The sequence below is a fragment of the Mesorhizobium sp. M0106 genome, assembly GCF_040322715.1.
Classification (GTDB): domain Bacteria; phylum Pseudomonadota; class Alphaproteobacteria; order Rhizobiales; family Rhizobiaceae; genus Mesorhizobium.
Genome location: NZ_JAMYUA010000031.1, coordinates 29,148 through 50,104, shown reverse-complemented (window position 1 = coordinate 50,104; position 20,957 = coordinate 29,148). Strand labels below are relative to the sequence as shown.

The 20,957-nt window shown below is 63.8% G+C and carries 18 protein-coding genes; 9 read left to right on the top strand and 9 right to left on the bottom strand.

Going from position 1 to position 20,957, the window contains the following annotated elements; genetic code table 11:
- Positions 1-53 precede the first annotated feature (53 nt).
- Positions 54-1,487 carry an allantoinase PuuE gene (puuE, locus tag NKJ55_RS25165; protein WP_352452236.1) on the bottom strand — a complete coding sequence of 478 codons (1,434 nt, stop codon included), beginning with the start codon at positions 1,485-1,487 and terminating at the stop codon, positions 54-56.
- Between the two features lie 173 nt (positions 1,488-1,660).
- Between puuE and uraH the strand changes: the two genes are divergently transcribed.
- From uraH to xdhC, 4 genes are all read left to right on the top strand, one after another.
- Entirely contained in the window at positions 1,661-2,035 is a 375-nt protein-coding gene (uraH, locus tag NKJ55_RS25160) for a hydroxyisourate hydrolase (protein WP_352452235.1), read from the top strand.
- Between the two features lies 1 nt (position 2,036).
- Positions 2,037-3,518, top strand: coding sequence for a xanthine dehydrogenase small subunit (gene xdhA, locus NKJ55_RS25155; protein WP_352452234.1), 1,482 nt, complete (start codon positions 2,037-2,039; stop codon positions 3,516-3,518).
- Positions 3,518-5,869, top strand: a complete 2,352-nt coding sequence (gene xdhB / locus NKJ55_RS25150; protein ID WP_352452233.1) for a xanthine dehydrogenase molybdopterin binding subunit — start codon at positions 3,518-3,520, stop codon at positions 5,867-5,869. The genes xdhA and xdhB overlap by 1 nt, the downstream gene beginning before the upstream one ends.
- Before the next feature lie 62 nt (positions 5,870-5,931).
- A complete protein-coding gene (gene xdhC, locus NKJ55_RS25145; RefSeq protein ID WP_352452255.1) occupies positions 5,932-6,921 on the top strand; it encodes a xanthine dehydrogenase accessory protein XdhC in 990 nt (329 codons plus the stop codon).
- 8 nt (positions 6,922-6,929) lie between these two features.
- On the opposite strand, the gene dps is transcribed toward xdhC, so the two are convergent.
- The 4 genes from dps to NKJ55_RS25125 form a co-directional block, all read right to left on the bottom strand.
- On the bottom strand, positions 6,930-7,418 hold the full coding sequence (gene dps, locus NKJ55_RS25140; protein WP_352452232.1) for a DNA starvation/stationary phase protection protein Dps: 489 nt from the start codon (positions 7,416-7,418) through the stop codon (positions 6,930-6,932).
- Positions 7,419-7,564: 146 nt separating this feature from the next.
- Complete coding sequence (locus NKJ55_RS25135; protein ID WP_352452231.1) at positions 7,565-8,818, bottom strand: LLM class flavin-dependent oxidoreductase; 1,254 nt, start codon at positions 8,816-8,818, stop codon at positions 7,565-7,567.
- Positions 8,815-9,828: an LLM class flavin-dependent oxidoreductase gene (locus NKJ55_RS25130; protein WP_352452230.1), complete on the bottom strand. Its 1,014-nt coding sequence runs from the start codon at positions 9,826-9,828 to the stop codon at positions 8,815-8,817. Before NKJ55_RS25130 ends, NKJ55_RS25135 begins: the two co-directional genes overlap by 4 nt.
- A 74-nt stretch (positions 9,829-9,902) precedes the next feature.
- Positions 9,903-10,823: a LysR family transcriptional regulator gene (locus NKJ55_RS25125; RefSeq protein WP_352452229.1), complete on the bottom strand. Its 921-nt coding sequence runs from the start codon at positions 10,821-10,823 to the stop codon at positions 9,903-9,905.
- A gap of 140 nt (positions 10,824-10,963) precedes the next feature.
- On the opposite strand from NKJ55_RS25125, the gene NKJ55_RS25120 reads away from it, so the two are divergent.
- From NKJ55_RS25120 to NKJ55_RS25105, 4 genes are all read left to right on the top strand, one after another.
- Positions 10,964-12,181: a urate hydroxylase PuuD gene (locus tag NKJ55_RS25120; RefSeq protein WP_352452228.1), complete on the top strand. Its 1,218-nt coding sequence runs from the start codon at positions 10,964-10,966 to the stop codon at positions 12,179-12,181.
- A 1-nt stretch (position 12,182) separates the two neighbouring features.
- Positions 12,183-13,496, top strand: coding sequence for a guanine deaminase (gene guaD / locus NKJ55_RS25115; RefSeq protein WP_352452227.1), 1,314 nt, complete (start codon positions 12,183-12,185; stop codon positions 13,494-13,496).
- A gap of 74 nt (positions 13,497-13,570) precedes the next feature.
- Positions 13,571-14,077: a heme-degrading domain-containing protein gene (locus NKJ55_RS25110; RefSeq protein WP_352452226.1), complete on the top strand. Its 507-nt coding sequence runs from the start codon at positions 13,571-13,573 to the stop codon at positions 14,075-14,077.
- A 175-nt stretch (positions 14,078-14,252) separates the two neighbouring features.
- Complete coding sequence (locus tag NKJ55_RS25105; RefSeq protein WP_352452225.1) at positions 14,253-15,518, top strand: glycerate kinase type-2 family protein; 1,266 nt, start codon at positions 14,253-14,255, stop codon at positions 15,516-15,518.
- A gap of 1 nt (position 15,519) precedes the next feature.
- Here NKJ55_RS25105 and NKJ55_RS25100 read toward each other — a convergent pair whose 3' ends face one another.
- From NKJ55_RS25100 to NKJ55_RS25090, 3 genes are all read right to left on the bottom strand, one after another.
- The gene (locus NKJ55_RS25100) at positions 15,520-16,197 is read right to left on the bottom strand and encodes a UdgX family uracil-DNA binding protein (protein ID WP_023676234.1); all 678 of its coding nucleotides are present in this window, start codon (positions 16,195-16,197) and stop codon (positions 15,520-15,522) included.
- Between the two features lie 132 nt (positions 16,198-16,329).
- Entirely contained in the window at positions 16,330-17,751 is a 1,422-nt protein-coding gene (locus NKJ55_RS25095) for a glutamine synthetase family protein (RefSeq protein WP_352452224.1), read from the bottom strand.
- A gap of 14 nt (positions 17,752-17,765) precedes the next feature.
- A complete protein-coding gene (locus NKJ55_RS25090) occupies positions 17,766-19,148 on the bottom strand; it encodes an aspartate aminotransferase family protein (protein WP_352452223.1) in 1,383 nt (460 codons plus the stop codon).
- Between the two features lie 157 nt (positions 19,149-19,305).
- Between NKJ55_RS25090 and NKJ55_RS25085 the strand changes: the two genes are divergently transcribed.
- The gene (locus NKJ55_RS25085; protein WP_352452222.1) at positions 19,306-19,761 is read left to right on the top strand and encodes a hypothetical protein; all 456 of its coding nucleotides are present in this window, start codon (positions 19,306-19,308) and stop codon (positions 19,759-19,761) included.
- A gap of 8 nt (positions 19,762-19,769) precedes the next feature.
- Here the strand turns inward: NKJ55_RS25085 and NKJ55_RS25080 are convergent, their stop codons facing one another.
- Positions 19,770-20,744 (bottom strand): WD40 repeat domain-containing protein, encoded by a 975-nt coding sequence (locus NKJ55_RS25080; RefSeq protein WP_352452221.1) that lies wholly within the window; start codon positions 20,742-20,744, stop codon positions 19,770-19,772.
- Positions 20,745-20,957 lie beyond the last annotated feature (213 nt).

The following is a 20,957-nucleotide window of genomic DNA, read 5'->3' as shown; positions in this document are numbered from 1 at the left end:
TCCATAAATTCAAGCCTGTTGCGGAAGCCAGGGCCTATCGCGGCAGCCAAAGCCTATTGCGGAAGCATGTCCTTGAGACGAAGCAGCGCGATGCGCTCGACCTGTCTGCAGGCGGTTTCGAATTCGACATCGTGGCTGTTGCCAATACGCGCCTCGAACTCGGCCAGGATCTCCGCCTTGGTCTTGCCTTTCACCGCAATAATGAAGGGGAAACCGAAACTGGTGACGTAGGCGGCATTGAGTTTTGCGAACAGCTCGCGCTCCTTGTCGGTCAGCGCGTCGAGGCCGGCCGAAGCCTGTTCCCTCGACGATTCCGCCGTCAGCCGCTTGCTCTGCGCCAGTTTTCCGGCAAGGTCGGGGTGGGCATTGAGCACGGAAAGCCGCTCGGCCTCGCTTGCCGCGCGAAAGACGCGGCAGAGCGCATTGTGCAGGCCGCCGGCACTGTCATGCGCCGGGCCGAGCTCCAGCTCATAAGCGCGCTCGGCAATCCACGGCGAATGCTCGAACACGCCGCCAAATGTATGGACGAAGGCCTCGAATTCCATTTTCGACGGGCGCAGCGCCGGCAACCGGAACGGATGCGTCTCCTGCCAATGTTTTGCGATGTCGATGCGCCGTGCCAGCCAGACCTTGTCGTGTGATTTGACGTAGTCGATGAAGCGCTTCAGTGCCGCGACCCGGCCCGGCCGGCCGACGAGGCGGCAGTGCAGGCCGATGTTCATCATGCGCGGCCGTCCTGCCTTGCCCTCGGCATAGAGCGTATCGAAACTATCCCTGAGATAGGCAAAGAACTGGTCGCCCGAGTTGAAGCCTTGCGGCGTGGCAAAGCGCATGTCGTTGGCGTCGAGCGTATAGGGGATGACCAGCTGCGGCTTCGCCGACCCGTCCGGTGCCACATGCTCGAACCAGTAGGGTAGCTCGTCGTCATAGGTGTCCGACACATAGTCGAAGCCGCCCTCTTCCGCCGCCAGCCGCACCGTGTTGATCGAGGTGCGGCCGGTGTACCAGCCGGTCGGCCGCGCCCCTGTGACCTCATAATGCAGCCGGATCGCCGCCTCCATGTCGCGGCGCTCGTCTTCCGGGGGATGGTCGCGGTAGTCGATCCATTTCAGCCCGTGCGAAGCGATCTCCCAGCCGGCCTCCTGCATCGCCGCGACCTGGTCGGGCGAACGCGCCAGGGCCGTGGCGACGCCGTAACAGGTGACCGGCACTTGTGCCTGGCTGAACAGGCGCAGCAATCGCCAGAAGCCGGCGCGGGCGCCGTATTCGTAGATCGATTCCATGTTCCAGTGGCGCTGGCCGGGCCAGGGCGCGGCGCCGACGATCTCAGACAGGAAAGCTTCCGAAGCCTTGTCGCCGTGGAGGACGCAGTTCTCGCCGCCTTCCTCGTAATTGACGACGAACTGCACCGCGACATGGGCGCCTCCGGGCCATTTCGGATCCGGCGCATTGGCTCCGTAGCCGCGCATGTCTCGTTCGTAACGCATTGTCGCTCCTGCCGGAAATTGTGATCAGGATAGTCGAAAGGAGTGCCTGCGCATTCCCCCGAAATTTTTGAAAGTGTTTTTGTCACGCTTCGCTCGACCGGGACTTATGCATCGCCTTTAATTGGCGCACAATTCATGAATAGTGTTCGACTGTGCAGGGAATGGAGCAGCCAGTGGCGGAAACGTCGAAAGCCGAAGGCGGGCGCCTGACGACCCACGTCCTCGACACTGCGGCCGGCAAACCGGCGGCCGGTCTGTCGATCGAGCTCTATCATCTTGACGGTCAGGCCCGGACGCATCTGAAAACGGTCGTCACCAATGATGACGGCCGTTGCGATGCTCCGCTGCTTGCCGGCGCGGAATTCCGTACCGGCGAATACGAGCTGGTCTTTGCGGCCGGCGATTATCTGCGCCGGCAAGGGACAAATCTGGCGGAACCGGCCTTCATCGACCATGTGCCGATCCGCTTCGGTATGGCCGAGCCGGTGCACTATCATGTGCCACTGCTTCTGTCCCCGTACGGCTATTCGACTTACCGGGGAAGCTGAGATGGCCGGAATCAAGACACGCAATGAAATCCGCTTCATCCTCAATGGCGAGGACGTCGCGCTCAGCACGGTTGCACCCGACCAGACCCTGCTCGATTGGCTGCGGCTCGACCGCTCGCTGCGCGGCACCAAGGAAGGTTGCGCCGAGGGCGACTGTGGCGCTTGCACGGTGCTGGTCGGCAGGCTCTCCGGTGGAACACTGGTCTATGAAAGCGTCAATGCCTGCATCCGCTTACTTGGCTCGCTAGACGGCACGCATGTCGTGACCGTCGAGCATCTGCGCGGCGACGCAGGAAAACTGCATCCCGTGCAGCAGGCGATGGTCGATTTCCACGGCTCGCAATGCGGCTTCTGCACGCCGGGTTTCGTCATGTCGCTTTATGCTCTGTGGATGCGGGCGCCGGAGCCGTCGGACGCCGCCATCGAAAAGGCGCTGCAAGGCAATCTCTGCCGCTGCACCGGCTACGAGGCGATCATGCGCGCCGCACGTGCCATCTCCAGCTACGGCAAGGCGACAAAGGATCCGTTGGCGGCGGAGCGCAAGGCAGTCACGACCAAGCTCGAAGCGATGAAGGACGGTTCGCGCATTGAGATCGGCTCCGGCAATAAGCGGCTGATCGTGCCGGCCAATGCCGACGATCTGGCCAGCGTGCTGGTCAAGGAGCCGGGCGCCACTATCGTCGCGGGTTCGACCGATGTCGGCCTTTGGGTGACCAAGCACATGCGCGATATTGCGCCGGCGGTTTTCATCGGCAATCTCGATGGTCTGTGCGGGATTTCCGAGGACAAGGGCGTCGTCTCGATCGGCGCCGGTGTCACCTATAGCGAAGCCTTCTCGACGCTGGCGAAACGCATCCCGGCGCTCGGCCCGCTGTTCGATCGAATCGGCGGCGATCAGGTGCGCAACATGGGCACCATCGGCGGCAATATCGCCAACGGTTCGCCGATCGGCGACACGCCGCCGCCGCTGATCGCACTCGGTGCCCGCCTGACGCTGCGCCGCGGCGACAAGCGTCGAACGATCCCGCTCGAGGAGTTTTTCATCGCCTATGGCAAGCAGGACCGGCAGCCCGGCGAATTCGTGGAGGCCGTGCATGTTCCGGTGCCAGGCAGCGAGACGAAATTTGCCGTCTACAAAATCTCCAAGCGCCGCGACGAAGACATCACAGCAGCGCTAGGCGCGTTTTTCCTGAAGCTCGCCGAGCATGGCACGGTGGCGGATGTGCGTATCGCCTATGGCGGCATGGCGGCAACGCCGAAGCGAGCCTTTGGCGTCGAAAAGGCATTGCTTGGCAAGCCCTGGACGGAAGCGACGGTCGAGGCGGCGATGGCCGCGTATGCCGACGATTTCACGCCGCTGACCGACATGCGGGCAAGCGCCGAATACCGGGCGCTGGCGGCGCGCAACCTGCTGCTGCGCTTCTTTGCCGAAACCACCGGCACCCGGGCGCCGATCCAGGTATCACGGCACGAGGCGGCATGATGAACAAGCACGCCACCCCCAATCTGAAGGCGCAAAAAATCGCCGGCGGCGTCGCCACCGACCAGCGCCATGATTCCGCGCACAAGCATGTCAGTGGCACGGCCGTCTATATCGACGACATGCCGGAACCGGCCGGCACGCTGCACGGCTGCCTTGGGCTTTCGACGGCGACGCATGCCACCATCACCAGCATGGACCTTTCGGCGGTGCGCGCCGCACCCGGCGTCATCGACGTGCTGACGGCGAGCGACGTGCCAGGCGAGAACGACATTTCGCCGACCGGCCGTCACGACGAGCCGGTGCTGGCCGACGGCAAGGTGCAATTCTTTGGCCAACCGATCTTCTGCGTCATTGCCGAAACCCGCGAGCAGGCGCGCCGTGCAACGACGCTGGCCAAGGTCGAATACAAGGAATTGCCGTCCGTCGCCGATGTCGGTGAGCTCGATCCCCGGAAAGATAAGCTGGTCACGCCGCCGCTGACGCTGAAGCGCGGTGATGCAGCGGCTGCGATCAAGGCGGCGCCGCGCCGGCTGAAGGGAAAAATGCGCATAGGCGGCCAGGAGCATTTCTATCTCGAAGGCCATATCGCCTTGGCCATCCCCGGCGAGGACCACGACGTCACCATCTATTCCTCGACCCAGCACCCGAGCGAAATCCAGCACATGGTCAGCCATGCGCTCGGTGTTCCGAGCCATGCGGTGACGGTGGAAATCCGCCGGATGGGCGGCGCTTTCGGCGGTAAGGAAACGCAAGGCAATCAGTTTGCGGCATTGGCGGCTATTGCCGCGAAGAAACATCATCGGGCCGTGAAAATCCGGCCCGACCGCGACGACGACATGATTGCCACCGGCAAACGCCACGATTTCCTCGTCGACTACGAGGTCGGCTTCGACGACCAGGGCAATATTCTGGGCGTAGATTTCATGTTCGCGGCGCGCTGCGGCTTCTCGGCCGACCTGTCCGGCCCGGTCACTGACCGCGCGCTGTTCCATTGCGACAACACCTATTTCTGGCCGGCGGTGCACGCGCAATCGGCGCCGCTCTACACCAACACGGTATCGAACACTGCCTTTCGCGGCTTCGGCGGCCCGCAAGGCATGGTCGGCGCCGAGCGCGTCATCGACGAAGTCGCGTTTGCCGTCGGCAAGGACCCGCTCGAAATCCGCAAGAAGAATTTCTACGGCACCAGCGACCGCAACATCACGCCCTATCACCAGACGGTCGAGGACAACATCATCCACCGCATCGTCGCCGAGCTGGAGGCGAGTTCCGACTATGCGAGGCGCCGCCGCACCATCGATGCTTTCAATGCCAACAGCCGCTTCATCAAGCGCGGACTGGCGCTGACGCCAGTCAAGTTCGGCATCTCGTTCACCGCCACCCACTACAACCAGGCCGGCGCGCTGGTGCATGTCTATACCGACGGTTCGGTGCATCTGAACCACGGCGGCACCGAGATGGGGCAGGGCCTCTATGTCAAGGTGGCGCAGGTCGTGGCGGAAGAGTTCCAGATCGACCTCGATCAGGTCAAGATCACCGCGACGACGACCGGCAAGGTGCCGAACACCTCGGCCACCGCCGCGTCTTCCGGCTCCGATCTCAACGGCATGGCGGCGCAGAATGCCGCCCGCCAGATCAAGGACCGGTTGATCAATTTCGCCGTCGAGAGATACCAGGTGCCGCGCGACCAGGTGCTGTTCTTGCCCAACCGCGTGCGCATCGGAAACCAGGAGATCGCCTTCGCCGATCTCGTCAGGCAGGCCTATATGGCGCGCATCCAGCTTTCGGCGGCGGGTTTCTACAAGACGCCGAAAATCCATTGGGACCGCGACAAGGGCGAGGGCCATCCCTTCTACTATTTCGCCTATGGCGCCGCGTGCTCGGAAGTCTCGGTCGATACGCTGACCGGCGAATATGTCGTCGAGCGCACCGACATCCTGCACGAAACCGGCCGCTCGCTGAACCGCGCCATCGACCTCGGCCAGATCGAGGGCGGCTTCATCCAGGGCATGGGCTGGCTGACGACGGAGGAACTGTGGTGGGACGACAAGGGGCGGCTGCGCACCCATGCGCCATCGACCTACAAGATCCCGCTCGCGTCGGACCGGCCGAAGATTTTTAATGTGACTTTGGCCGACTGGGCGCAAGCAGGCGAGCCGACGGTGCACCGCTCCAAGGCGGTCGGCGAGCCGCCCTTTCCGCTCGCAATGTCGGTGCTGCATGCGCTGTCGGACGCAGTTGCGAGCGTTGCCAGCCACAAGATCTGCCCGCGCCTCGACCCGCCGGCCACGCCGGAGCGTGTGCTGATGGCGATCGAACGGCTGAAGCGGGAAGCCAAAACCGGCACTTGAATCCCGGAAAACGTGCAATTCAGGCCGAAAAACTCTATATTTCCCGATAGGGAACGCAAATGATGAACGCGAAAGTGCAGAGCCTGAAAGCCTTTCTTGCCGGCGCCGGCCGGGTCGCCTTCGTTGAGGTGGCCCGGACAAAAGGTTCGACGCCGCGCGAGACGGGTGCCTTCATGCTCGTCTCAGGATCGGCCACTTTCGGTACGATCGGCGGCGGCCAGCTCGAATACATGGCGATCGACAAAGCGCGACAGATGCTTTTCCCCCCCCTTGAGGGGGAGATGGCCGCGGAGCGGCCAGAGGGGGTCGTCTCAGAAGGTACCGCCAGCGCGTCGAGCACTGCCGCGGCGACCCCACCCGGCGGCTTCGCCGCCACCCTCCCCTCAAGGGGGAGGGATATCCGCGCCACCCTCGACATCGCGCTCGGCCCGGACATCGGGCAGTGCTGCGGCGGCAGGGTCGAGCTGCTGATCCAGCTAGTCGACCCCGCGCTTGAAGCCAAGCTGGTTGCGGCGGCGGAAACCGAGGAAGCGCAGCGACCGCATGTCTACATCCTCGGCGGCGGCCATGTCGGCCAGGCGCTGGCCTCCGCGATGGCCTTGCTGCCGGTGCATGTCGTCGTTGTCGAGACGCGAGCCGAGGCGCTCAAAGGCATGCCGGAAGCGGTCGAAACCAAGCTGACGCCGATGCCTGAGGCGATGGTGCGCGAAGCCCCGGCTGGATCCGCCTTCGTCGTCCTTACACATGACCATGCGCTGGACTTCCTGATCGTCGCCGAGGCGCTGAAACGCCGGGATGTCGCCTATGTCGGCATGATCGGCTCCAGGACCAAGAAGGCGACCTTCCGGAACTGGTTCCTTAAGTCGGCGGACGGAAGCGAGGCGGAATTTGCCCGCCTCGTCTCGCCGATCGGCGGCGATGCGGTGAAAGACAAGCGCCCGCAGGTGATCGCCGCACTCGCCGTAGCCGAGATTATGACAGCGTTGGCCGGCCATGCGGCGGCACCGTTCGCTCAGTCCAAAGCCCCTCACCGCAAGGCGATGGCTGGCTGACGTTTTGGCTATTCCTTCTCCTGCGTGTGCGCCTCAAGGAACCACAGCAATTTGTCGAGCGAGCGTGAATAGGCGGTGAAGATGTCGGCGGTGTCGGCATCGCCCGCGCCGGCCGCCTCTTCGATCGCCGCGCGTGCCCGCTTGGCGGTTGCGGCATAGCGGTCGATCAGCGCCGCCAGATGATCCCGGGTCTTGTGGATGTCGGTCGGATAGGCCTCGAGCATAGTCGCCTTCGACACCTCTTGCGATGTGCCGAGCGCCGTCCCGCCGAGCTGTACGGCGCGCTCGGCAATGGTGTCGACATGGCCGTCGAGCTCCTCGCGGAACGTGTCGAGCATCTCGTGGATGGCGATGAATTGCGGTCCCTTGACGTTCCAGTGCGCCTGCTTGGTGATCAAGGCCAGATCGATGGCGTCGGCGAGGCGGGCATTGAGAAGATCGATACACTCTTTCTTGGCATTGGATTGCAGGTCGTTGCGGGTGGCGATGGCATCCATGATCGGCTCCTGTGGCGGTTGCGTCCGCTTGGTTTGAAGAGGGCGAAGTTTGTGGAAGGTCAATCGAACATGCGCGCAGACGCCCTCATCGCCGCGCGGCACAGCATCCCAAAACGGCGATCTCCGACTTTCGTTCCGCTCGTCGTTTACGCCGGCCTTTTCAAGCCCAGATGGTCGCGCAGCGTGCTGCCTTCATAATCCGTACGGAACAGCCCGCGCCGCTGTAGCTCCGGGACGACTAGTGTGGCAAAGGCATCGAGTTGGCCGGGAAAATAGGATGGCATGACGTTGAAACCGTCTGCGGCGCCGCCCTCGAAGCGTGCCTCGAGCTCGTCGGCGATCTGGGCGGGCGTTCCGACGACGCGCCAATGGCCGCGCGCGCCGGCGAAATGACGGGCAAGCTGGCGAATGGACAGCTTGTCGCGGCGTGATTGCTCGATGACGAGCGCCTGCCGGCTCTGCATGCCTTCGCTGGCCGGCAGCTCGGGCAGCGGTCCGTCGATGGGATAGCGCGCGAGATCGGATATGCTGAGATAGCTGGAAAGCAGCGCGACACCGACATCGTCCGGTATCAGCTCCTGCAGTTCATCATGTTTTGCCCGGGCTTCCGCTTCGCTTGCCGCGACGACCGGCGCGACGCCGGGCATGATCTTGACGTCCTCCGGCTCGCGCCCATGGGGCGCCAGCCGTCCCTTGAGGTCGTCGTAGAAGGCCTTTGCCTCCTCGAATGTTTGCGCCGCAGTGAACACCACATCGGCGGTCCGGGCGGCAAGATCGCGGCCCTCATCCGACGCTCCCGCCTGAACCATGACCGGTGCACCTTGTGGCGAGCGCGGCAGATCGAGCGGGTCGCGCACCGAAAAGCTTCTGCCTTCGTGTCCGCCCTGGCCTTGCCAAAGGCCAGCAACCACGGCAGCGAATTCGCGCGCCCGTTCGTAGCGGTCGGCATGCGGGCGCAGACCGGTCGAGCCGAAATTGGCGGCCTCGATCTGGCTGGCCGAAGTGACAAGGTTCCAGCCGGCACGCCCGCCGCTCAGATGGTCGAGCGACAGGAAGGTTCGCGCCAGCCCGTAAGGCTCGTTATAGCTCGTCGACGCCGTTGAGACGAGGCCGATGCGCTCCGTCTGCACCGCGAGCGCCGCAAGCAGGCTGATCGGCTCGAAGCCGATCGAGCGCGACGTTTGGCTGGCGATGTTGACATTGGCCTCACGCACGCCGGCGGCGTCCTCGCAGAAGATCATGTCGAACTTTGCCGCTTCCGCCGTCCGCGCCAGCTGGATGCAATGATCGATGTCGATGCCGGCCGTGACATGCGCCTGCGGATGACGCCAGGCGGCGATGTGGTGGCCTGTCGCCCACAGGAAGGCGCCGAGCTTCATCTGGCCTCGACCGGCGCTCATTGCCGATCCTCCCCTGCAAGCCCGAGATGGGCGCGCAGTGTCGCCGCGCTGTAGCCGGACCGGACAAGGCCGCGGCGGCGAAGCTCCGGCAGCACGAGACCGACGAAATCGTCGAGCGCCGATGTGAACGGCATGGCGATGTTGAAGCCGTCGCAGGCTTTCGAGCGAAAGCACTCTTCGAGCCTGTCCGCAAACAGGTCCGGCGCGGCGGTTATTTCGGCGCTGCCGGTAACGTTCATCAGCACTTTCAGCGCCTCCGGCCTGCGCCCGAAGGCAAGCGCACGGCGCTTCAGATCGCCAGCCTTCGCCGGCTCGATCGATGGCTCATCGAGCAGGACGACATCGGCGGTGCGGGCGGCGATATACATGGCGGGCTCGGACAGGCCGGACATGACCAGCACCGGCGTGTCCTGCGGCGACCGCGCCACGTTGAGCGGCCCGCGCACGGAAAAGTATTCGCCCTTGTGGTCGAGAAGGTGCATCTTCTCGGGATCGAAGAAGCGGCCGCCAACTTTGTCGAACAGCAGCGCGTCTGCGTCCCAGCCTTTCCACAAGCCTTGCACGATGCCGATGAATTCATCGGCGCGCAGGCGGAAATCGTCGCAGGAAAACCCTTCCGGCCGGCTGAAATTGGCGGCCTCGCGCGGGTCGGGCATCATGCTCGCGTTCCAGCCGGTGCGGCCATGGCTGATGATATCGAGCGAGGCGAAACGGCGCGCGAGATTATAGGGCTGGTGGGCGACCGTCGACGCGGCAGCGACGAGGCCGATCCTGCTTGTCACCGTCGCCAGGGCCGCCACCAAGGTCGTTGCTTCGAAGCGCATTTGCCGGTTCAGCCCGCCTGCAACCGTCGCGGAATCGCCGAGCAACACCATATCCAGACCGGCCGCTTCGGCTTCTTGCACGAACCGCGTCAGCAGACTGAAGTCCGGGCCGGCGTCGGGCGGATGGGAAGGAGCGGCTTCCGGAGACAGTGAAACGGCGAGACACATTGTGGCGCCGTTGGCCATCGCTTTCCCTGTTGAGCGAGATTCCTTGAGAATTATCTCGCCGGCTGGACGGAAAGCAACCGGCCAGCCAGCGATCATTTGCCGGCCAGAATATCCCTGATCAGCCGCTGGCAGCGCTCGGCCATGAAATCGAGCAGCAGCCGCACCTTCGGATCCTGCAGCTTCTTGTGCGGGTAGACGGCGGCGAACTGCACCGGCGTCGGCGGCGTGTTGCTCAGGATCACCTTCAGCCGCTGGTCGCGGATAAACGGCTCGACCTCGAAGCGCGGCTTGTTGATGATACCGCGGCCGGACAGCGCCCAGCCGGTCAGCACGTCGCCATCATCGGTATCGTAGGGGCCGTGCACCTCGAACTTTTGCGGCCCATTCGGCGTCTGCAGCGTCCAGACATATTCGCGCGCGCCGGAATAGCGCAGCATCAGGCAATCGTGTTTCTTGCCGATCAACTCCTGCGGCTCGGTCGGCTCGCCGCGCACGTCCAGATATTGCGGAGCCGCTACCAGCACGCGTTCGCAGTCCATGATGCCGCGCATCCTGAGGCTGGAATCCTCGATGATGCCCAGCCGGAACGCAACGTCGATGCCTTCCTTCATGATATCGACATTGTGGTCGGATAACCGGAGCCGCACCTCGATATCGGGGTATCTGTCGTGGAAATCCGGGATGCCGGATGCCACCAGCCGCCGCCCGAGGCCGAGCGGCGCTGTCACCTTTATGGTGCCGCGCGGCTGCCCGGATAACGCGCTGACCGCCGCTTCCGCCTCGGTGACCGCCTCCAGCACCTGCTTGGCGCCGGAGTAGAACACCGTGCCGTGCTCGGTCGGCATCAACTGCCGCGTCGTGCGGTTGAACAGCCTGACACCGAGATGCTTCTCGAGCTCCTTGATGCGATTGGAAGCGACTGCCGGCGAAATGCGCATGTCGCGCCCAGCCGCCGATAAATTCCCGAGCTCGACGACGCGGACGAAAACGGCGATGTTGTCGAGATAGGCCATGCGTCTTTCGTGGCTCTCATGTGGCAGCGTGTAACGAGCCTAGTATTTTCCAAATTTTTTTGAAAGTCATCGTGCAGCTCGGCTCTTTCCGTTTGCGCTCCAGTCCGTAAAGTCAGTGGATCGGCAGGGACGATTTTTTCATGATGGATTTCGCGATATTCTGGGATTGGCTGAGTTTCGCCGTGCGCTGGCTGCACGTCGTCACCGGTATCGCCTGGATTGGATCGTCCTTTTATTTCGTCGCGCTCGATCTCGGGCTGCGCCAGCGTCCGGGCATGCCTGCCGGAGCCTTCGGCGAGGAATGGCAGGTGCATGGCGGCGGCTTCTACCATGTGCAGAAATATCTGGTGGCGCCGGCTGAGATGCCCGAGCATCTGACCTGGTTCAAGTGGGAATCCTACGCCACCTGGCTGTCGGGCTTCGCCATGCTGTGCGTCGTCTACTATGCCGGGGCGGACCTGTTCCTGATCGATCCGAATGTCCTTGCCATGTCGGTGCCTACAGGCATCTTGCTGTCGCTGGCGACGATCGGCGTCGGCTGGGTGGTCTACGATCTCTTGTGCCGTTCGCCGCTCGGCAACAGCGACACCGGCCTGATGCTGGTGCTGTATGGGGTGCTGGTATTCATGGCCTGGGGACTGACCCACCTGTTCACCGGCCGCGCCGCCTTCCTGCATCTCGGCGCCATTACCGCGACGATCATGTCGGCCAACGTTTTCATGGTCATCATCCCCAACCAGAAGATCGTCGTCGCCGACCTGATCGCCGGCCGTAAGCCCGATCCGAAATACGGCAAGATCGCCAAGCAGCGCTCGCTGCACAACAATTACCTGACGCTGCCGGTTTTGTTCCTGATGCTGTCGAACCATTATCCGCTGGCGTTCGGGACAGAGTTCAACTGGGTCATCGCCTCGCTGGTGTTCATCATCGGCGTGCTGATCCGGCACTATTTCAACACCAGGCATGCGCGCAAAGGCAATCCTACCTGGACCTGGCTGGCGGCCGCCGTCCTGTTCGTCGTCATCATCTGGCTGTCGACGGCACCGAAGCTGCTGACCGGCGAGGTCAAAACGTCCTCGGCGGCACAGGTCTACGTTGCCTCGGCGCATTTCCCTGCCGTGCGCGATACGGTCCTTGGCCGCTGTTCGATGTGCCACGCGGCGGAGCCGTCCTACGCGGGCATTTACCACGCACCGAAGGGCGTGATGCTCGACACCGATGCCGGCATCGCCGAGCACGCCGGCGAGATCTACCTGCAGGCCGGACGCAGCCACGCCATGCCGCCCGCCAACGTCACCCAGATCACCGACAAGGAACGGGCACTGCTGGTAGCCTGGTTCGAAGGCGCGGGGAAATAGCATGACCAGCACGCTGCTGCGCGGCCGCACGCTGTCGTTTTTGCGCTGGCCCGAAACCATCGACGACCATTCCGCCTGGCGCTACGAGCAAGATGGCGGCCTGCTGATGCGCGACGGAAGGATCGTTGCCGCGGGCGCCTATGCCGAGGTCGAGAAAAAGGCGGGCGAGGGAACAAAAAAAATCGACCACAGGCCGCATCTGCTGCTGCCCGGGTTCATCGATGCGCACGCGCATTTTCCGCAGATGCAGGTCATCGCTTCCTTCGGCGCCGAGCTGCTCGACTGGCTGAACACCTACACTTTTCCGGAAGAGACCAAATTCCAGAACGCCCAGCATGGCCGCCGTATCGCCAGGCTGTTCCTGGATGAAGTATTGCGGCATGGCACCACGACAGTCGCGGCCTATTGCTCGGTACACAAGGAATCTGCCGAAGCGTTCTTTGCCGAGTCGCACGACCGCAACATGCTCAACATCGCCGGCAAGGTGATGATGGACCGCAACGCGCCGGACGGCGTGCTCGACACGCCGCAATCGGGCTATGACGACAGCAAGGCGTTGATCGATGAGTGGCACGGCAAGGGGCGCCAGCACTATGCCATCACGCCGCGCTTCGCCATCACCTCGTCGCCCGAGCAATTGGAGATGGCGGGCGCGCTCTGCCGCGAATATCCTGATCTGCACATGCAGACGCATCTGTCGGAAAACCACGCCGAGATCGCCTTCACGCAGCAATTGTACCCGCAGACGCGGGACTACACCGACATCTACGAACACTATGGGCTGCTCGGGCGCAGAAGCCTGTTCGGCCATTGCATCCACCTGTCGGAACGCGAGGCGGATGTGCTTTCGGATAGCGGCTCGGTGGCGGTGTTCTGCCCGACCTCCAACCTGTTTCTCGGCTCGGGCCTGTTCGATTATCAGCGCTATAGCCGCCGCGAGAAGCCGCTTCGCATCGCCGCCGCCACCGATGTCGGCGGTGGCACCAACTATTCGATGCTGCGCACCATGGACGAGGGCTACAAGGTGATCGCGCTGAACGGCGAGAAGCTCAATCCGTTCCAGTCCTTCTGGCAGCTGACCCGCGGCAATGCCGAGGCGCTGTCGCTTGCGGAAAAGATCGGCACCCTGGAGGAAGGCAGCGACGCCGATATCATCGTGCTCGACGCCCGCGCCACGCCGGCGATGCGGCTGCGGGTGGAGACGTCGGACACGCTCGCCGAGGAATTGTTTCTGCTGCAGACGCTCGGCGATGACCGCGCCGTGCGCGAGGTCTATGTCGCCGGCCGGGCGGCCAAGGCGGATATAGCGGTTTAGCCGTCGTATGCGGCCGGCTTGACCGGGCGGCAGCCATCCGCCAAAGCAACAGGCGAGATCGACAGGGGAACGACATGGCCGTTGCGGACGACATCGCTCTGATCAAGAAACAGGAAGCCACGCTTGTCTTTTCGGCCTTCGATGAAGCCGTCGCTTTCGAGATCGGCTCGGCGATCCGCGACCGGGCTCTCAAGGAAAACCTGCCGATCATCGTCGATATCAGAACTTTCGACCGGCCGCTGTTCTATGCGGCAATGCCCGGCTCGAACGCCTCCAATCCGGACTGGGCGCGGCGCAAGATCAACGTCGTGCGGCGGTTCCTGAAAAGCACCTACCGCATTGTGCTGGAGCAGCAGCGCCCCGACCGCAGCTTCAAGCCCGGCGAGGGGCTGGACGTTGCCGACTATGTGCTGGCCGGTGGCGGCTTTCCCATCACTGTCAAGGGCGCTGGCGTCATCGGCGTGATCGCCGTCTCCGGTCTACCGGAGCGCGAGGACCACGGAGTTGTCGTCCATACGCTGTGTAGCTACTTGGGCGTCGATAGCCAGGAGTTGGTCCTGCCGCCGGAAGCAACATCGTGACGTTGGCGCTGCCCCTCATCCGCCTGCCGGCACCTTCTCCCCGCGTAGTGACGGGGAGAAGGGCAACGCTCCAACGCTGGCGATCCCCTCTCCCCGTCTCTATACGGGGAGAGGGTAAGGGTGAGGGGCAGCGCAAACGCCGCAGAAGCTCGCACAGCGTCCGTGGTAGCTCAGTATGACCGCGCTCGATCCCAAGTCCTTTCTCATTTCGATCTTCAACGCCGCCGTTGCCGCCGCCGATCCCCAGAGGACGATCAAGGATCATTTGCCCGCAAGGCCGAAGGGACGGACGATCGTCATCGGTGCAGGAAAAGGCTCGGCGCAGATGGCGGCGGCTTTCGAGAAAGTGTGGGACCGGCCGATCGAAGGTTTGGTCGTCACCCGCTACGGCTATGGCGCGGCCTGCCGGCGCATCGAGATCATCGAGGCGGCGCATCCGGTGCCGGATGCCGCGGGGCTGGAGGCCTCGCGACGGCTGCTCGAAAAGGTCCAGGGACTGACTGCGGACGACCTCGTCGTGGCGCTCATTTCGGGCGGCGGCTCGGCGCTGCTGCCGTCACCTGCCGAAGGTCTGACGCTGGCCGATGAGGTCGCTGTCAACGAGGCGCTGCTCGCCTCCGGCGTGCCGATCGCCGCGATGAACACCATCCGCAAACATGTTTCCACGATCAAGGGCGGCAGGCTGGCGGCCGCTGCCTATCCAGCCAAGGTGGTGTCGCTGGTGGTCTCCGACATTCCGGGCGATAACCCGGCGCTGGTCGCTTCCGGCCCGACCGTTCCCGATTCCGGCAGCCGCGAAGATGCATTAGCGTCGATCGCCGCCTATGACATGAAACTACCGGCCTCAGTGATGGCGCACATCAATTCGCCGGCCGCCGATGCACCGCGCGTCGATGATCCGCGTTTTTCGCGCAACGAGGTACATCTGATCGCCTCGGCCGGCGTATCGCTGGAAGCGGCTGCGGCCGAAGCCAGGTACCAAGGTATCGAAGCGGTCATTCTCTCCGATTCCATCGAGGGCGAGGCGCGTGAGGTCGGCGGCGTCCACGCTGCAATCGCGCGCGAAGTGGCGACGCGCAACCGGCCATTCGCAAAACCGGTGCTGATCCTGTCGGGCGGCGAGACGACCGTGACCTTGCGCGCGAAAGGCAAAGGCGGCCGCAACTCGGAATTCCTGCTCGCCTTCGCCATTGGGGTCAGCGGCATGGCGGGCGTCCACGCACTGGCCGCCGACACCGACGGCATTGACGGTTCGGAAGACAATGCCGGCGCCTTCGCCGACGGCTCGACGGTGTCGCGGATGCATAAGGCGGGCGTCGATGCCAAGGCCATGCTTGCCGGCAACAACGCCTGGACGGCATTCAATGCCGTAGATGACCTTTTCGTACCCGGTCCGACCGGCACAAACGTCAACGATCTCCGGGCGATATTGATCAAATAGCTCAGGCGGCCATCAGCTTTTTCACCGCTCTCATATCCTGCAGGAACCGGTCGCGTTCTGCCTGCTTGTCCGCCGGCTCGCGAATGCGCAGGATGAAGGACGGGTGGATGGTGACGAAGACACGCAAGCCATCGTCGCGCTCCACGACGGCCCCGCGCATCTTCATGATCGGCACCACCTTGCCAAGCAGCGCCTGCGCCGCCGTTGCGCCGAGCGCCACCGCCAGATTGGGCTTGATCAGATCGATTTCCTTGTCAAGCCACCAGCGGCAAGCCTGCACCTCGCCGGCGTTCGGCTTGGAGTGGATGCGCCGCTTGCCGCGCGGCTCGAACTTGAAATGCTTGACCGCGTTGGTGACGTAGACTTTCAGCCGATCGACGCCGGCATCGTCCAGGATCGCGTCGAACACCTTGCCCGCCGGACCGACGAAGGGCTTGCCCGCCAGGTCCTCCTGGTCGCCCGGCTGTTCGCCGACGAAGATCACCTTGGCTTTATCAGGGCCCTCACCGAACACGGTCTGCGTGGCGTCGTGCCAGAGCGGACAGCGGCGGCAGATCTTGGCCGTTTCGCGCAGTTCAGGAATCGTCCTGGCGTCGATTTCTGTCGTTTCCGGAGACTTGCTTGCAGGCAAGCGTCTTGCCTGCACTTTGGCATGGTGCGGCGTCGGGGTTGTCTGCATCCTGGCGATCATGACTAAGGCGGCCTTGCTCGCTCGCTGCAATCAGACACGCAATGAGCAAAGCCCGCCGAAGGTTCCGTTGAAATTATTCCGCATGCGCCTTCACCGGCGGATGGCCGACGATGCGATGCCCTACACCTCGTGCAGATAGAGGTGATAATCCAGTTCGCTGACCGTGCGCGCCACGCGCAGATATTCCGATTGCTTGATCGCCACGAACGTCCGGTGCAGGTCTTCGCCCAATGCGCCCTTGAGGAAACTCGACGCCCTTGCCGCCTCGATCGCGGCGCGCCAGTCGACCGGCATCGTCGTGCGCGTGACGGCCGATTCGTAGCCATTGCCGGTGGTTTCGGGACCGGGGTCGAGGCCTTCGTCGAGGCCCTTGACGACACCGGCCAGCACCGTTGCCGCCACTAGGTAAGGATTCGCGTCGACGCCCGATGGCCGGTGCTCGATGCGGCGGTTCTTGGCATCGCCGGCCGGCACACGCAGTGCCACCGAACGGTTGTTGACGCCCCAGGTCGGCGCCACCGGCGCATAGGATTGCGAGACGAAGCGCCGCCATGAATTGGCATGCGGCGCGAAGACCAGCATCGATTCCGCCATCGTCTGGATCAGTCCGCCGAGGCCGCGCAGCAGCGGCAGCGACCAGCTTTCGCCGCCGGTTTCGGCAAAGACATTCTTGCCGGCATCGTCCAGCAGCGAGACATGAAAATGCATGCCCGAGCCGGCATATTTCTCGATCGGCTTGGCCATGAAGCAAGCGGTGACACCATGACGGCGCGCCTGCGCCCGCACCAGTCGCTTGAGCATCACGAGATCGTCGGCCGCCCGCGTCACATCCTTGCGGTAGTTGAGCGTCAGCTCGTACTGGCCGGGCGCATATTCCGAGATGACCGTCTCGGCCGGGATGCCTTGCACCTTGGCTGCGGCGTAGATGTCGGAAAACAGCGGCTCCATGCCGTGCAGATGGTCGACGGAATAGACCTCCGTCTTGGCCGAGCGGCGTCCGTCAAGCACCGCGTGCGCCGGCTGCACCTTGCCTTCGGCGTCGCGCTCGTTGGCGAGCAGGAAGAATTCGAGCTCGAAGGCGCCGGCCGGATGCAGGCCCTTGGCCGCGAGGATGTCTACCTGGCGGGCGAGTGCCAGCCGCGGGTCGGACGACATCGGCTGGCCATCGAGATGGTACATCGCCATCAGCACCTGGCCGCGCGGCGGCTGGGTGCCGAACAGCGGCACCAGTGTGCCGGGGATCGGCCACGCCCGCAGGTCGCCGTCGCCCGTCGTCCAGATCAGCCCGGTCTCGTGAACATCCTCGCCGGTGATGTCGAGGCCGAGGATCGAGATCGGCATGTGCCGGCCCCCCTCGAAGATGCTCATCAACTCATGCCGGCGCACGATCTTGCCGCGCCCGACGCCATTGGCGTCGGTCAGCACGATGTCGAACGCTTCGATCTCGGGATGAGCGTCGAGAAAGGCCTGCGCCTCGGCGGGCGTCGAGCCCGAAGGGGATGCCGTGACCAGGTTCAAACTTTGCTTGGGCGCTTGTTTCATGCCGCAAGCTTGTCTCACGCCGTAAGCTTTGCCGCAACCGCGCCGAAGGCAGTGATCAGCCGGTTCACCTGGGCGGCGCTGGTCGCAGGAGAGATCAGCATCATGTTGTGGAAGGGTGCGATCAGCACGCCGCGATTGACCAGCGCGACATGGATTGCCGCCTCGAGCTCCGGCACGTGCGCAGCTTCCGCTTCGCCGCCGTTCCTCAGCGGGCCCGGCGCGCAGATGAACTCGACACGGGCACCGACGCGAGCAACATGCCAGGGCAGACGATAGCGATCGATGACGGCGGTCAGCCCGGCGTCGAGCCGCCGCGCCAGATGGTCCATATGGCTGTAGTTCTCGTCGGTCATGACGTATTCGAGCGTGGCGCGCATCGCTGCGAATTGCAGCGGATTGGCCGACAGCGTTGTCCCCATGCCGGAGTAGCCGGGCTCTTTCCGGCTGATATAAGCGGCATAGCGGGCCGCAACGTCTTCGCTCATGCCCCAGACGCTCGCCGGTACGCCGCCGGCAATCGGCTTGCCCAGCACGAACAGGTCCGGCTCCAGCCCGTATTTGCTTGAATAGCCGCCGGGACCGGTCGAGATTGTATGCGTCTCGTCGATTAGAAGCAGCGTGCCGGTCGCACGGGTGAGACGCCGCAAACCATCATGAAAGCCGGCTTCGGGCAGCACCATGCAGGAATTGGTCAGCACCGGCTCGGCGATGACGCAGGCGACATCGTTGCCCCGGAGTGCCGCGTCGAGCGCCGGCAGATCGTTGAACTCGACGACATCAGTCGCCCGCGTCAGGTCGCGGAACTCGCCGGCCAGTCCCGGTCGATTCACCGCTTTCCCGGCGACCAGCCGCACCATCGTCTCGTCGACCGAGCCATGATAGCAGCCGTTGAAGACCAGTATCTTCTCCCGGCCGGTAACGGCGCGGGCAACCCGCAGCGCGAAGCGGTTGGCATCGGTCGCCGTCGTCGCGATCTGCCACGACAGCAAACCGAAGCGCTGCTGCAGCAACGGCCCGATGGCGAGCGCGTTCTCGGCAGGCAGCATGTAGGTCAGGCCGCGTCCGGCCTGCCTGCGGATGGCGCGTGCGACCGGCGGCGGCGAATGGCCGAACATCGAACCGGTGTCGCCAAGGCAGAAATCGTCGAGCCGGTTGCCGTCAATATCTCTGATGATGGCGCCCCTGGCCCTATCGACGAGGATCGGGAACGGCGTCGGCCAGTCGTTCATCCAATGCATCGGCACGCCGCCGAAGAAGCCGGGCAGGCCATTGCCGATTTTCGCCATCGATTTTGGCCGCGCCCGGCGGAAGACTTCTGCTTCGGTCGCGCGCAACTCGGCGATCCGGGCCGGGCCGATGCCGCCGATGGAAGTCTTTGAATGGTTCATGACGTTCATGGCGGCCCTCTCAGTCGCACTTTAGACAATCGGCATCCGCCACCGCAATTGGCCGGGCGGCTGCCCTGTGTTGGGTGAGCGGTCGTTTGAATGAAAACAGGCGCTTGACCGCGAGCCGCCTTCGGGCGCCAATGGTATTTCGGCTGGAGGGGATAAGATGATGCGGGCGACCGTCTGCGCAGCAACGCTGCTGTCGTCGGTTGGTGCGGCTCTGGCGTCCGGCGGCATCTGGTGTTCCGCCGAGGATGCAGCCGTCAAATTTCAGGTCGGTGCCGGGGTCACCAGAGGCATGGGCGGGCCGACCTTCAATTTTAGCGGCGAGCTCGAGATTCTGGGCAGGCCGGCTGGCGACAGTCTGCGCAAGACGGTGTTCGAGGATCAGAACCTCACGCAATATTGGCTCGACAACAAGGAATTGCGGCTGCTCGTCTACCACGAACGGCAGGTCGAAAACGCCCACGGCTATGTCGAACTGGCGATCCTGACCAAGGCCAGCGAGGAAGGCGTCTATGACGGTCGCTATTTGCTCTCAATCCATGGTGTAACGGCCGATGCCGAAAAGGACGGCAAGCAGGCTGAATTGACCGGCAAAGTATCTTGCGGAGCCGAGTAAGTAACAGGCTACGCCGAAATATCGATGACGCCGCAGTCGCCCGCAGCGCTGCCAAAGGCGACGCGGCGCTCTTCCTTGTCCCACATCATCGAAGTGACGGCGCCCTTGCCCGGCCGGCGCAACAGCACTTCCTTGGCGTCGGCGAAGCGCACCGCCATCACCATCCCGTCATCATAGCCGATAGCAACGACGTCCTGGCTCGGGTGACAGGCGACGGAGGTGACCATCGCATTGCCGCGCGTGCCGAGTTCCAGCGGCGCCTTGCCCATCGGCCCGTCTTTGCCGGAAAACGGCCAGACGATCGCCGCCGGCGCGCCGGAACTCGCCAGCCATTTGCCCTTGGCGCTCCACGACAGGCTTTTCACCTTGCCGGGGTAGCCGGACATGCGCATGTGCTTGCCGTCGGCGAGCTTCCAGCCATGCAGCGCGTTTTCCTGCATGGTGGTGACGACGAAGCCGCCGTCCGGCGAGAAGGTGATGCCGGTGTGGGCGCCGGCCCATTCGAGCTCGACCGGCTTGCCGTCGGCAGCCGGGAAGTGCAGCGTCGCGCCATTGTAGCGGGCAACGCCGAAGCGCATGCCCTTGGGCGAGAAGGCAAGCCCCTCGACTGAGCGCGGATGCGAGAATTCCCTGGTTTTGCCGTCGGCAAAGCGCACATAGGCAATCTTGCCCGAAGCATAGGCAACAGCGCCTTGCGGCCCGGCGGCGACGCTGGTTATCCATTTCTTGCCTGCGGTCGCCAATTCCGTTGTATTGCCGCCTGGGGTCACGGCAAAGATCCTGCCGTCCTCACCGCCGGTGATCAGTCGGTCGGTTGCCGCATCATGGAAGGCGGCGAGCATTCCGTCATTGGCCTCCACCGTCTTGTGGCCGTGGTCGAGCCGATGGATTGTGCCGTCGGCCAGCGCAAAATGCGGCACGTCGCCGAGAAACACGGCGGCGAGGCAGTGGCCTTCGAGATCGAGCGGGGCGACTGTCGGCATGAGAGATCATTCCGTTCGAGATTTCTGCTTGTCATCTAACCCCGCCGGGCTGTCGGCGAGGCTCCGCCTTCTCCCCTTGTGGGAGAAGGTGGATTGGCGCGCAGCGCCAAGACGGATGAGGGGTGCTGGACGGAGTGCCGTCCTTGCCAAGCTGGAACACCCCTCATCCGACCGAGCTTTCGCTCGGCCACCTTCTCCCACAAGGGGAGAAGG